The sequence below is a fragment of the Streptomyces sp. NPDC053048 genome (genome assembly GCF_044547045.1).
GTDB lineage: Bacteria > Actinomycetota > Actinomycetes > Streptomycetales > Streptomycetaceae > Streptomyces.
The window spans coordinates 289,891-303,085 of the sequence record NZ_JBITZS010000009.1 but is presented as its reverse complement, the minus strand read 5'-3'; the positions used below and the strand labels follow the sequence as shown (position 1 = coordinate 303,085).

At 68.6% G+C, this 13,195-nt stretch carries 12 protein-coding genes; 11 read left to right on the top strand and 1 reads right to left on the bottom strand.

Features of this window, described 5'->3' with window-relative positions:
* Positions 1 to 56: 56 nt before the first annotated feature.
* The gene (locus ACIG36_RS25115) at positions 57 to 1,046 is read right to left on the bottom strand and encodes a diiron oxygenase (protein ID WP_399931928.1); all 990 of its coding nucleotides are present in this window, start codon (positions 1,044 to 1,046) and stop codon (positions 57 to 59) included.
* A 288-nt stretch (positions 1,047 to 1,334) separates the two neighbouring features.
* On the opposite strand from ACIG36_RS25115, the gene ACIG36_RS25110 reads away from it, so the two are divergent.
* The 11 genes from ACIG36_RS25110 to ACIG36_RS25060 are packed head-to-tail and all read left to right on the top strand — an operon-like array spanning position 1,335 to position 13,194.
* Positions 1,335 to 1,643: an acyl carrier protein gene (locus ACIG36_RS25110; protein ID WP_399931925.1), complete on the top strand. Its 309-nt coding sequence runs from the start codon at positions 1,335 to 1,337 to the stop codon at positions 1,641 to 1,643.
* A gap of 9 nt (positions 1,644 to 1,652) precedes the next feature.
* Positions 1,653 to 2,930 (top strand): beta-ketoacyl-[acyl-carrier-protein] synthase family protein, encoded by a 1,278-nt coding sequence (locus tag ACIG36_RS25105; protein WP_399931923.1) that lies wholly within the window; start codon positions 1,653 to 1,655, stop codon positions 2,928 to 2,930.
* A gap of 5 nt (positions 2,931 to 2,935) precedes the next feature.
* A complete protein-coding gene (locus ACIG36_RS25100; protein ID WP_399931921.1) occupies positions 2,936 to 4,027 on the top strand; it encodes a beta-ketoacyl synthase N-terminal-like domain-containing protein in 1,092 nt (363 codons plus the stop codon).
* 26 nt (positions 4,028 to 4,053) lie between these two features.
* A complete protein-coding gene (locus ACIG36_RS25095) occupies positions 4,054 to 5,001 on the top strand; it encodes a 3-oxoacyl-ACP synthase (protein WP_399931918.1) in 948 nt (315 codons plus the stop codon).
* Positions 4,998 to 5,792 carry a thioesterase II family protein gene (locus tag ACIG36_RS25090; RefSeq protein WP_399931916.1) on the top strand — a complete coding sequence of 265 codons (795 nt, stop codon included), beginning with the start codon at positions 4,998 to 5,000 and terminating at the stop codon, positions 5,790 to 5,792. The genes ACIG36_RS25095 and ACIG36_RS25090 overlap by 4 nt, the downstream gene beginning before the upstream one ends.
* A complete protein-coding gene (locus ACIG36_RS25085) occupies positions 5,782 to 6,972 on the top strand; it encodes an acyl-CoA dehydrogenase family protein (RefSeq protein WP_399931913.1) in 1,191 nt (396 codons plus the stop codon). Before ACIG36_RS25090 ends, ACIG36_RS25085 begins: the two co-directional genes overlap by 11 nt.
* Positions 6,973 to 7,008: 36 nt before the next feature.
* Positions 7,009 to 8,331, top strand: coding sequence for a lysine N(6)-hydroxylase/L-ornithine N(5)-oxygenase family protein (locus tag ACIG36_RS25080; RefSeq protein ID WP_399931910.1), 1,323 nt, complete (start codon positions 7,009 to 7,011; stop codon positions 8,329 to 8,331).
* Positions 8,328 to 9,416 (top strand): NAD(P)/FAD-dependent oxidoreductase, encoded by a 1,089-nt coding sequence (locus tag ACIG36_RS25075; protein WP_399931908.1) that lies wholly within the window; start codon positions 8,328 to 8,330, stop codon positions 9,414 to 9,416. The genes ACIG36_RS25080 and ACIG36_RS25075 overlap by 4 nt, the downstream gene beginning before the upstream one ends.
* The gene (locus tag ACIG36_RS25070) at positions 9,403 to 11,403 is read left to right on the top strand and encodes a class I tRNA ligase family protein (RefSeq protein ID WP_399931905.1); all 2,001 of its coding nucleotides are present in this window, start codon (positions 9,403 to 9,405) and stop codon (positions 11,401 to 11,403) included. Before ACIG36_RS25075 ends, ACIG36_RS25070 begins: the two co-directional genes overlap by 14 nt.
* Positions 11,400 to 12,941 carry an AMP-binding protein gene (locus ACIG36_RS25065; RefSeq protein ID WP_399931903.1) on the top strand — a complete coding sequence of 514 codons (1,542 nt, stop codon included), beginning with the start codon at positions 11,400 to 11,402 and terminating at the stop codon, positions 12,939 to 12,941. Before ACIG36_RS25070 ends, ACIG36_RS25065 begins: the two co-directional genes overlap by 4 nt.
* Positions 12,934 to 13,194 (top strand): phosphopantetheine-binding protein, encoded by a 261-nt coding sequence (locus ACIG36_RS25060; RefSeq protein ID WP_399931900.1) that lies wholly within the window; start codon positions 12,934 to 12,936, stop codon positions 13,192 to 13,194. The genes ACIG36_RS25065 and ACIG36_RS25060 overlap by 8 nt, the downstream gene beginning before the upstream one ends.
* Position 13,195 lies beyond the last annotated feature (1 nt).

Sequence of the window (13,195 nt, the reverse complement as noted above, 5' to 3'; positions counted from 1 at the left end):
GTCGACGGAGGCCGGTGAGAAGTGGGTGGGCGCGTGGCGCCGAAGCTGTGCGAGGTTCAGCCGGTGGCGACGGACTGGGACCAGTCGATGTCCAGCTGCTCGACGACGTCCAGCCGCTCGGCGAGGCCGCGCAGGCCGGAGTAGTCACAGACCAGGCGCTGCCGACTCGACTCCGCCCGGCAGTCGGCGAGCATCTCGTGACCCCCCTCGATCCGGGAAAGGTCCATCACACGGTCCCAGCTCGCGTAGTCGTTGGTGACGAAGCCGTCGAGCCCCTTGGCCAAATGGTCGAGGAAGAAGCGTCGTTGGGCCGCGTTCAGCTTGCTGTGGACCATCTCCGCCAGTTCCGCCGTGATGGAGGAGTGGCAGTACTCATCACGATTGTGGATCTTGACAGTGGTGCTGTTGATCGGCTGGATGTCCGGGTTGTCGACGATGAGGCTCAGGTAGGCGACGATCGAGATCTCGGTCACGGTCGCGAAGGCAAGGGTGGTCAGGGAGCGCTGCCACCGCTCCTCGGCCGAATCCCGTAGCCGCTGGTGCTCGCGCACGAGGTGGGGCATCGGCAGGTCGGAGTCGCGCAGCCCGCCACCGCGCTGCCGACGTGTGACCGCGCTCGCGTTGAGATGCATGAGCGTGTGGTACTGCTCGTCGACCATTGCCTGCGCCAGGGCCGTGTTCATCGCCTCGCCCTGAATGTCGGGATATTCGCCCTCGACGACGAGCGCGAAGGCGGGATTGGCCAGTTTCTGCTCGACCATGACCGTATGACGGTTGAAGGCTATCCAGCCCCAACTGAGGAGTTCGTTGCGTTTCTCCGGAGGGAGTGCCTGGTACGTAGGGTGGTCGTGAAAGGGTAGAAGTGCTTCCGGATAGTCCGGTCGCTCGTGCTGGAACAGGTCGTCCAGGTCCGGCTCCTCACGTTTTACGGATGCCCTCCGGTGCCAATTCCCGGCGAGCCGCCTGATGACTGCGTTCTCCACCGGATCGTTCGGATCGTGTGGTGGAAGCGCTGGGGTGGCCGAATGGTCCGCATTACTGCTCATGACAGTCCTTCAGTGTCCGGGTCAGTGGGCAGGGAACTATCACCGAGGAAGCTCCACGTAACCCCCGTCCGGGAGGAACGTAGGTCATCCGGGTAGCGCTGTAAACCCATGCGTCGGCGGCTCCGGATGAATCAATTTTATTGAGCTTTGATTGGCTTCGGTGTGAGCTGGAGAATTGCGTCGAACCGCTTCTCCCGCAGCTGGAACGAGGTTGACCCGCTTCCGGGAGACCCCTAGCGTGATGGCCGCGCAAGCCCTGATCGGCAGGGGTTCACGCAGCGCTCGCCGATGCTCCTGTGGGAGATCGGCAACCGCCGGATTCCTTTCCACCGGATGAGAGATGCCATGCAGATGGATGCCGAAGTGCAAGCCGTGGCCAAGAAGATCGTCGCGGAGATCCTTGAGATCGATCCCGGAATTCTGGAATCGACTGACAGATTCAAGGAGGACCATGGCGCCGATTCCATGCGGGCCATCGAGATCCTGGCCGCCCTGGAAGAGCGGTTCGAGGTGACCGTCGCCCAGCACGACATTGCGCGCATGGTCGACCTCGACGGCGTTTACACCGCGCTGGCGAACGCCGTGGATTCTCAGTAAGGAGAAGAATTGTCCTCGCCCGTACCGGAACGCAGGGTCGTCGTCACCGGCCTTGGCGCGGTGACCAGCATCGGATTCGGTGTGACGGAATTTCTGGCCGGCCTGCGGGCGGGTCGTGACGCCGCCAAGCCCATTCGCTCCTTCGACACGACCGGCTTTGTGCATGCCCAGGGCTGCGAGATAACGGACTTCGAGGCGGACCGGTTCCTTCGGAACCTGCCGCGTGACGAATTCGGACGAGCGAGCGGCTTCGCCGCCGCGGCCGCCCGTATGGCGGTCGAGGACGGCGGAATGCGGCTCGATGACCTGCGGGACGCGCGGTCGCTGGTCGCCATCGGCACCACGGACGGCGAGTCGCGCGACCTGGAGGACCTCGTCCGGCTCGAGATCGCCGGTGGGTTCGAGAACCTGGATCCCGGCCTGGCCCGCCGGGTGCCCGCGGGCCGTCTGTCCGTCGCCGTCGCATATGAGCTCGGACTTACCGACGTCGAGGCCGTCACCATGACGACCGCATGCGCGGCCGGCAACTACGCCGTCGGACACGGACTCGACGCCATCAGGAACGGAGACGTCGACTTCGCGCTGTGCGGTGGTGCGGATGCCCTGTGCCTCAAGACGCTCGCCGGGTTCACCCGCCTCGGGGTGGTCGCTTCCGACCACTGCCGGCCGTTCGACCGGGACCGCGAAGGAATGCTGCCGGGCGAGGGCTCGGGAGTGCTCCTGCTCGAAAGCCTGGAATCCGCGCGGCGCCGAGGCGCACGGGTGTACGCGGAGGTGCTCGGCTACGGGTTGAACTGCGACGCCACCCACGCTGTGTCACCGGACGAGGAGAGCTTCGCGGACTGCATGCGTCTGGCACTCGAGGATGCCGGGATCGAACCGGGGGACGTCGACCTCATCTCCGCGCACGGCACCGGCACCCCCGCCAATGACGTGACGGAAGCGCGCGCCATCAACCGGGTGTTCGCCGGCGACCCGCCTCCCACCGTGGCGGTCAAGTCGATGATCGGCCACACCATGGGGGCCGCCAGCGCGCTGGCCTCCGTGGCCTGTGCGCTGGCGATCCGCGAGGGGTTCGCGCCCCCGACCATCAATCACCGTGAGACCGACCCCGAGTGCGCCGTCGACTGCGTGCCCAATGCGGCGGTCGACATGAACGTGCGCATCGTCCAGAACAACGCGCTGGCATTCGGAGGGAACAACGCCGTGGTGATCCTGGGCATCCCCGACGACAGCGGCCGGGGCAGCCGTCCCGTGCCCGCGACGGCTCCCGGGGGTGAGCGGTGAACACCGTGACGGAACCGACCGTGATCTCCGCTTGGTCGGCGGTCTCGGCCTTCGGCGTGGGGGCGAGGGCCTTCGCCGACGGTCTTCGTGACGCCCGCAGCGCCGTGACCGCGCTGGACCGGGAACGGTGGAACGTCCCCGTGGAGCGGGCGGGCGTCGTACCGGTGGCCGACGCCAGGGAGCTGCTGGGCCCCTCGGGGACGCGAACCATGGACCGCGCCACGGCACTGGCCGTGTCTGCCGTCGGATCCCTCATCGGGGAGGAGACAGGAACCACCGGTCGCGAGGCCGGGACGGGCGTGGTCCTGGGCACCTCGGCCGGCAGCGTCGCCGACTTCATGGGCTTCGCCCGGGACGCGCTCACCCGTGATCGGCCCTACCGCGTCAATCCCGGCCGGTTCCCCAACACGGTGATGAACTGCGCGGCTGGACAGGTGGCCATCCGGCACGGGCTGCGGGGGCCGAACGCCACTGTCGCGGGCGGGCGGGCAGCCGGCCTGCTCGCGCTCAACTACGCCCGTCGGCTCCAGCGCTCCGGCCGTGCCCGGCGCATCGTGTGCGGTGGGGTCGAGGAGTTCTCGACCGAGCGGGCATGGCTCGCCTGGCACAGCCGTCCGGCCGGACAGGAAGCCGTCGCACCACTGGGCGAGGGGTGTGCGGTCCTCATGCTCGATGCCGGACGGTCCGCCGGCGGCAACGCCCTGGCCGAAGTGCTGGCCGTGGAGACCGGTCTGGCGCCGCGCGAGGAGGATGCCGCCGAGGCACTCGCGCGCTGCCTCCGCCGGGCACTGCGGCAGTCGGGCACCGACGCCGCGAACGTATGGGCCGTCGCGGCCGGCGACGAGCCGGGCGCCCGCGGCGATCAAGAGGAGGTCGCCCTGCGCGCGGTGCTCGGCGACCGGGACGTCGCACGGGTGTCCTGTGCGCCACTGGTCGGGGACACCTGCGCAGCCTCCACCACGTTCCAGATCACGGCTCTGCTCGAGGCCGCCGAGGAGGACCCGGACGCCCGCGGGCGGGTGGCGCTCGTCACCACCCTCGACGCGGACGGGCTCGTCGGCTGCGCCCTGCTGCGTGTCGCGCCCGGCGACCGGTGACCGTTCGTGCCGAGTGGGAGTGGATGATGACGCCGAACGCCGTATACCTGAAGGCTCCGCAGTATGTCCTCGGAGAGATCGAAGAGGCCCACACAGCCATCGAGAACCTGTCCTCCCGGGCCCGTGAGCTACGCATTCCGCTGAAGGCCGGTCTCTGGGGCTGGGGCAGGATACGCCGCACGGAGAAGACCCTCGAGGAGATGGCGATCGCCAGCGGGTCACGGACGCTGCGCAGCGCCGGGATCGCGCCGTCCTCCATCGACCTGCTGATCCTCTGCTCGACCCGGTTCCCCTCGGAAGTGGACCTGCACGGACGGATGATGGAGACCGTCATGACCGGCATGGGACTCGCCGATGCCGCGTTCATGGGTATCACGCTGAACCGTTGCACGAACCTGCTGTCCGCCGTGCATGTCGCCGATGCCTTCGTGCGCAGCGGCCGGTACCGGAACGTTCTCGTCGTCACCACCGATCGCATCGCCGACGAGTCCGTACGTATGGAGAAGTTCGCGCTTTTCAGTGATGGTGCGGCGAGCTGTGTGGTCGCAGCCGAGCACAGCGACGAGGCCTACGAGGTCCTTGCCTGCGCGACGGCACAGACCCCTTCGGAGCTCGACGGGGCGAACGAGATCAGCGCCGACCTCTCCCGGCTGGTGAACGACCGCCTGCTCGGGCCTCTGGGTCTCACGCTGGAGGACGTCTCCGGCCTGATGCACGCGAACCTGTTCAAGCCCCTCGTCGCGATGAAGGAGCGACTGGCCGGCTTCACCCCGGCACAGATCTACACCGAGAACATCGAACGCATCGGACACTGCTTCGCGGCGGATCCGCTCATCAACCTGGTCGACAGGGCCGCGGCCGGCCATGTCCGCGGCGGAGGCCACTACATGCTGGCGTCGAGCGTTGCCGGGTCACGCCTGGGAGTTCTGCTGCGGAAGGTCACAGAGAATGGAAAGGACGGACGACTTTCGTGACCGGCTCCACCTGGTTCCTGACGTCCCGCAAGGCCACCGGGAACGTTCCCCGCGTCTACTGCTTCGCGCACGCCGGCGGAAATCCGCGCCTCTTCCTGAAATGGCAGGATCACATGGGGGACGATGCCGAGATCGTCGCCGTCTGCCCGCCCGGACGGGCTCATCGGGGGAGGGAATCCTCCGCCGCGGACCTGACGGCCCTGGCCGCCGATGTCGCCAGGGAGATCGCCGCGACGGCGGACCAGCCGTTCCTCTTGTTCGGCCACAGCCTCGGTGCCGTGGTGGCATTCGAGACCGCCCGGCGGCTCGACGGCCATCCACTGATCCGGCACGTGATCGCCTCTGCCGCCTCCGCCCCGTCGCTCCTGCCGTCCGAAAAGGTCCGGGAAACAGCACGGTTGACGGGCACGGACTTCACCCGTGCCGTGGAGGTCTTCGGCGGTCTGCCACCCGAGGTCATCGCCAACGAGGGGCTCCAGGAGCTGCTGCTGGCCGGCCTGCGGGCGGACTTCCGTATGGCTGCAGCATACATCTATCGGTCGTCCGCGCCCCTGGCTGTGCCGCTCACCCTGATCGCGGGCCGGGGTGACCGGACCATCACCGAAACGGCCCTGGAACCCTGGCGGTTGGAGTCCACGGACGTTCCCGAGTGCCACTGGGTGGAAGGCGGCCACTTCTACTTCGATCAGCGGCCGTCCGCCGTGACGGACGTGCTGCGGCCGATCGTGCGCGCGGTCTCCCTCCGATCCGCACAGTCCTCACAGCCCATGGAGGCCGGTCATGCCAGCTGATACGAGCTTCGACCCGCAGATTCTGCAGCTTCCGTTCTTCGACACGGCACACCGCGAGCTCGCCGACGCCATCGATGCCTGGTGCCGCGAACGCTCCGACGACTGGGAGGCGTTACGTCGTGAGACGCCGGAGAAGGCCGGGCTGGAGCTGGTGCGGGAGCTGGGCGCCGCGGGCTGGTTCTCGTACCTGTCTCCCGGTGACGACGACCGGGCGGTGAACCCCGGCGACTACCGCTCGCTGTGCCTGGTCCGTGAGGCGTTGGCCTATACGGAGGATCTGGCCGACTTCGCCTTCTCCATCCAGGCGCTGGCAGCCACGCCACTGATGCGTTTCGGAACCCCGGAACAGCAAAGGCGCTATCTACCAGGAATGGCGCGGGGGACGCTGGTGGGCGCCTTCGCCGCTTCCGAGGAGGAAGCGGGCTCCGACCTGGGCGCGGTGCGGCTGCGCGCCGAGCCTGCTACGGACGGTTATGTCCTCGACGGCCACAAGGCCTGGGTCGCGAACGGGAGCATCGCCGGCCTGTACTGCGTCATCGCCCGGACGGGCGAGGGGCCGGGTCCGCTGGGCCTGACAGCCTTCCTCGTCCCGGCCGACACCCCCGGTGTGCGGGTGTGGGAGAGCGTCGATGCCCTGGCGCCGCGCTCGTTCGCACACCTGGCCTTCGAGAACTGCCGGGTTCCGGCGGACAGCGTGCTGGGCAGGCCCGGAGGCGGTTTCGTCATCGCGATGGACCTGCTGGAACGGTTCCGCATGACGGTGGGCGGGGCCGCCCTGGGGTTCGCCCGCCGGGCGGCGGACACCGCACTCGCCCGCGCCCGCAGCAGGCCCGCCTACGGCGGCCGTCTGATCGACCTGCAGCTCGTCAAGGCGTCCCTGGCCGGCATGGAGGTCAAGCTGAACGCGGCTTCCCTGCTGGTGGCGCGCGCCGCCTGGGAGACCGACCGGGGCAACCGCCGCTTCGCCGTGCATTCGAGCATCGCCAAGCTGCACGCCACCGAGGTGGCGCAGGAGATCGTCGACGCCTCCGTGCAGGTGCTGGGGGCCGCCGGTCTGGTCAAGGACAGCGTCACCGAGCGCCTTTACCGCCAGATCAGGGCGCTGCGCATCTACGAAGGCACCTCGGAGGTGCAGCTGATGACCATCGCCGGTGCGCTCGGCCGGCGCCGTGCCGGTTGAACCATGCCAATCGTCGCTCGAAAGGAAGGACCGAACATGCGGCACGAGGATTCCCCGCGAAGCGAGGGGCACTACCGCTGCGTCGGAGTCGGAGCGGGCCCCGCGAACCTGAGCCTGGCGTCGTTGCTGCACGAACGACCGCAGGTACGGAATCTCTTCATCGACCGGAAGGAGTCCTTCGGCTGGCACGACGAGCAGCAGATTCCCGGCACCACGCTGCAGGTCTCCCTGTTCAAGGACCTGGTCAGTCTCTCCGAGCCGACCAACCCCTTCTCCTTTCTGTCCTACTTGCACGACAAGGGCCGTATCTATCATTTCCTCAACGCCCAGTTCTCGGAGGTCCCGCGCCAGGAGTTCCGCAATTACCTGGCATGGGCAGCCGAGCGCAACAAGAACGTCGCCTTCGGCGAGGAGGTCGTCGAGGTCGGATTCGACGGCGTCTTCAGGGTTCGTACCGACCGTCGCACCGTGACGGCCGACAACATCGTGGTCGGTGTCGGCAGTCGGCCGTGGGTACCGGATCACGGACTGCGTCATCTCGGCGCGACCCAGTTCCATGTCAACGAGTACCTGGCCAGGGCGGGGAACCTAGGCGGGAAGCGCGTCGTGGTCGTGGGCGGCGGGCAGTCGGGGGCGGAGGCCGTGCTCGACCTGCTCTCGAGGAGCGGCGCGGAGCTGCCCCGGCGGGTCGCCTGGATCTCCCGGCGCCGCAACTTCTTTCCGATCGACGACTCGCCGTTCACCAACGACTTTTACACGCCCTCCCATTCGGACTACTTCTACAACCTGCCGGCAGATCTCCGCTCGGCCTTCAACGCCCGGCATGTGCTGTCCAGTGACGGCATTTCCGAGTCCACGCTGCGCGAGGTCTACCAACGCGTCTACGTCCTCCGCTTCGTCGAGGGCAGGTCCGACGTCGTCGGGCTGTATCCCAACCGTGAGGTGGCCGACGTGACCAGGAGCGGTCCCGGAACGTGGGACCTGGAGATCCGGCACAACGACGGTCCCGCCGATGGCGTGCACTTCGACGCGGACGTCATCATCTGGGCCACGGGTTTCCGCCCCGCCGCCATGGACTTCCTGGCTCCGCTGGACGGCCGACTCGAGCGGGAGGGCGACGAACTACGGATCGACGAGCACTTCGCGGTGCAGTGGGACGGACCCAACGACCACAACATCTTCGTCCAGAACGCCGCCCGGCAGCAGCGAGGGCTGCCCGACCCCAACCTCAGCCTGAACGCCTGGCGCAGCCGTCGCATCGCGGACCGGCTGTGCGGCACGCGCACCGGCGATCAGCTGGCCTCCTTCGTCGCCTGGTCGGCGAAGGAGGAATCCGAGGTCTCGTGGGAGAACCGATGACCGGAACCCGCCCGGCAGCGGTGGACGTCGCCGTCGTCGGCGGTGGCGTGATCGGCTGCATGACCGCACGGGAAATCCTCCGGCGCGCTCCAGGGACGTCGGTCGCCTTGCTGGAGCGGGATGCCGTCGCCAGTGGCGCCACCCGGCGTTCCGCGGGGCTGCACTTCCCCCGGGGAGCGACCGAGCGCGTACGCGCGATGTCCGGCTACAGCCAGGACCATTACGCGCGGCTGAAGAAGGAGCATCCCAGGATTCCGGTCCATGAGCTGGGCATGACCGTGGTGGCGGACGCCGCCGCCGGGGACCGGTTGCGCGAGGTCTACCTCGGCAGCACCCGTCTTTCCCCCGTCTCCGCCGTACCGGGGGACGTGGTGCGGCTGCCGCCCGGCTCGACGGCCTGGACCGGAGAAGGCTGTCAGTACGCGGACGTCCACGCTCTCACCCGGCACCTGGCCCGGGAGCTGCGCGAGCAGGTCGCCTTCCGGGAAGGCGTGGAGGTGAAGGCGCTGGATGCCGGGGCGAGCGGCGTCGTCCTGAGCTTGAGCACCGGAGAAGCCGTGCGAGCGGAGCGGGTCGTCCTGGCTCCCGGCCCATGGCTCGACGCCCCTGCCTGGCGCGACCTGGTCCGGCCGCTGGGCGCGCGGGTGAAGAGGGTCGTGGCCCTGCACATCGAGAAGGCACCGGCCGAGGGCGACGGTGCCGTCGTCTTCCACGACGAGGACGCCTTCCTGCTGCCCTTGTACGACCGGGGGCACTGGCTGTTCAGCTACACCTGCCGGGAATGGGACGTGGATCCCGACGATTCCTCGCCCGCGCTGTCGGCTGCCCATCTGTACGAGGCACAGGACGTGCTGTCACGCTATGCGCCCGCTCTGGCCGAGCACTGCGCCTCGGGCCAGGTGTTCTGCGATGCCTACAGCCCCACCGGCGAGCCTCTGATCACCCTCCTCGAGGGCAACGGCCGGTTGATCTTCGCGGGTGCCGCCAACGGCTCCGGCTACCGGCTCGCCCCCGCGATCGCGGCTCGGGCGGTCGACCTGCTCGTCCCCACGCCTTCGGACAAGGATGGCAATGATCTTCAATAGGTATGACGAGAGTGTCCTGGCCGAGGCCTTCGGCATCGACATGAGCGACGTCGAGGGACTGGGCGTGGGAGCCGGCTGGGGCCGGGTCGTCCCCGGGCAGCGCTCGATGGTTCACCAGCACGACGAGACCGAGCTCTTCGTGTTCGTATCCGGTCGTGGCGAGCTCATCGTCGACGGGGAACGGTATACGGCCGAGCCAGGGGTGGTCGCCCTGTTCGAGCCCTTCGAGTCGCATGTACTGGAGAACACCGGCGACGTCGACGTGGTGTTCATGACCCAGTACTGGCGCGATCCCGGCCGCGCGCTCACGTCGGCCCGCTCCGGGGACCGCAAGGGATTCGGCCGGCGTCCCGTCTTCGTCTTCTCCACTCCGCCCACGCCCAACGGTGATCTGCACCTGGGACACCTGTCCGGCCCGTACCTCGGGGCGGACGCCTATGTGCGGTTCCAGCGCATGAACGGCACCCAGGCCTGGCACCTGACCGGGAGCGACGACTTCCAGAGCTACGTGGTGGAGGCCGCCCGGCGAGAGGGCCGTGACCCGGCCGAAACCGCGGCGCACTACAGCGCCGAGATCGCCGCGACGCTGCGCCTGCTGGACATCGTCCCGGATCAGTACACCAGCAGCAACGACGACGACTCCTACCCCGAGGGCCTGCGCGCCTTCTTCTCACGGCTGGTCGCCTCCGGGGCGGTGACCCCGACACGCGGGAGCGCCCTGTTCGAGGGGGAGAGCGGCAGGTACCTCTACGAGGTCGACGTCAAGGGCGGTTGCCCCTCCTGTGGCGCGGGGACCAGCGGCAACATCTGCGAGGAGTGCGGAGAGCCCAACACCGTCACCGACCTGACCGACCCGGCCGTCGCCCGGTCGGGCGCCACGCCGCACGAAGGGGAGCTGACCCGTTTCTCCCTCCCGCTGCACGAATTCGGCGGCTTGATCACGGAACACCACCGCACGGGACGGGTACCGGCTCGTTTGCGGGAGCTGGCCGACCGGCTCCTGCGCAGGCCGCGCCTGGATGTCCCCATCACCCACCCGTCGGCCTGGGGCGTCGAACCGGCCGAGGAGGAGGGGGCGGGCCAGGTCGTCTGGGTATGGCCCGAGATGAGCTACGGATTCCTGCACGGCATCCAGCGCCTGGGCGAACGGCTCGGCGAGGACTGGGCGGCGCGGGATCCTCGACAGGACTGGAAAGTCGTCCACTTCTTCGGCTACGACAACAGCTTCTACCACTCGGTCCTGTACCCGGTGCTGTACCGGCTGGCCTTTCCCGAGTGGGAGCCCGACATCGACTACCACGTCAACGAGTTCTACCTGCTCGAAGGCAGCAAGTTCTCCACCAGTCGCCGGCACGCCATCTGGGGCAAGGAGATCCTCTCCGCCGACACCGTGGACGCGGTGCGCTACTTCCTCTGCCGGACCCGGCCCGAGGGCGAGCGCACGGACTTCCGCCGTGCGCTGTACAGGGATGCCTTGGAGGAGCGGCTGATCGGTACCTGGCAGCGCTGGCTGAACGACCTCGGCGCCCGGCTGGACAAGGATTACGGCGGCACCGCACCGGACGCCGGCACCTGGACCCCTGAGCAGTCGGCCTTTCTCGCCCGGCTGGGCACCCGCCTCGCCGCGCTCACCGACAGCCTGGGTCCGGACGGCTTCTCCTTGCGGCAGGCGGCCGCCGAACTCGACGGACTGGTCGACGACGCCGTCGCATTCGCCCGCCGTGAGAACCCGCTGTCCCGCACCGCGGCCTGGCACAGCGAGGCCCGTACGTCCGTCGCGCTCGAGCTGGCGGCGGCCCGGCTACTCGCCCATGGCGCCACCCCCCTGATGCCCAGGTTCGCGGACAGGCTCGCCCGGGCCCTGGGACTGCCCACTCCCACGCAGTGGCCCGAGACCGTTGAACTCGTCCCGCCCGCGACCCCCATCGGCCTGACCGACGCGGTCTTCTTCCGGCCTGCGGACGCCCACGCCGAGGTCTCGTCGTGAGCGCGCCCGCACCTGCGTCGGTGATCAACCGCATCGTCTCCGCGCCGCCCGGAAACGGCGGGCGGATCGCCTTCGCCCGGCTGCTGGGCACGGAGTCGCTGAGCCTGCGGGAACTCTACGAGCAGGCCGGGCTGGTGGCGGCGGGACTCCGGGAGATGGGCGTGGGCCGCGGAGACCGCATCGGGATCCTGTCCGCCAACTGCCTCGAGTGGGTACTGCTGGACCTGGCGGCCCTGAGGCTCAAGGCACAGACGGCCGGCTTCGAGCCCGGCAAGTTCGAACCGTCCGCCGCCCTGTCGGCACGCTTCGGCGTGAAGTTGCTCTTCTCGGACCGGCCGTCCGGCGACGAGGGCGTCCTGCCCATGAGCGAGGTCCGGCGCCTGGCCGGACAGACGGGCGGTCACGCCGCCCTGCCCGAGGTGCGCTACGCGCCGCAGGATGAGACCACCGTGAAGTTCACCTCGGGCAGCACTGGAGTGCCCAAGGGACTCGCCGCGACCGTGGGCAGCATCGACAGTTCTCTGCGCGCGGTGCAGGAGATGTTCGCGCACGGGCCCGGTGACGACATCTTCGTCTTCCTGCCGTTGTCCCTGCTGCAGCAGCGCTACTGGATCTACTCGGCGCTGTATCACGGGCACGACGTCACCGTCAGCACCTATGAGGCCGCCTTCGCGACGATGCCCAAGGCCCGGCCCACCGTCGTCATGGGCGTACCCGCCTTTTTCGAGGCGGCCAGACGGCACATCGACGTCCGGGCGCGCCGTGCGGGGGACGGCACGCCCGGCAGTGACACGAGCGAGCAGGCCCGCCGCCTGTTCGGCGACCGCATCCGCTACCTGTGGACGGGCTCGGCCCCGGCGAATCCCGCCGTACTGCGCTTCTTCGACGACGCGGGACTGCCTCTCTACGAGGGGTACGGGCTCAACGAGACGTGCATCGTGGCGAAGAACCACCCGGGCGCCGGCCGCGAGGGCAGCGTGGGGAAGGTCGTCCCGGGCAAACAGGTGCTGATCGGTGCGGACGGTGTCATCAGCGTGCGCAGCGACCATCCGGTCAACTGGCGGTACGAGTACGCAGCTCCCGGCGACTCCGAGCGTGTGTTCGGTCCCGACGGTGTCGTACGCACCGGCGACATCGGCCACCTCGACGAGGACGGCTTCCTGTTCATCCACGGCCGCGCCGACGACGTCATCGTGCTGGACAACGGCAGGAAGATCATCACCAGGCCTGTGGAAGAGCGCATGAAAGCCAGTCCGGCCATTGCCGAGTGCGTGCTGTTCTGTCCCGGCCAGAGGGATCTCGTGGCCGTCGTCTCACCCGCCGCGGTGCCCGCCGACCACGACGCGATCGCCGCTCAGCTCGCCCTGGCCAACCGTGCGGCGGAGCCCGACGAGCGCATCGCCCGGGTGGTGGTGGCGCCCGAGCCGTTCGGCATCGAGAACGATCTGCTCACCTCGCAGTTCAAGCCCAAACGCAAACAGATCCTCGCGGCCTATGAGCGGGAGATCCATGACAACAAGGAGGGAATCCATGCCTGAACCGGAATCCGTCGTCCGCGAGCACCTCGCCCTGGTGCTCGAGGACGAGATCGCACCTACCGACCTCGACCTCGACACCGACATGGCCGACGGGTACGGCTTGACCTCGCTGAACAAGGTCCTCTTCCTCACCTCGGTGTGCGACGGAACCGGCGTGCCCCTGTCCTCCTTCACCGAGCACGATCTCGCCGGGATGCGAACCCTGCGGGACGTCGTCGAGTCACTTTCCCGGCACCTCCCGAAGGCGGTTTGAC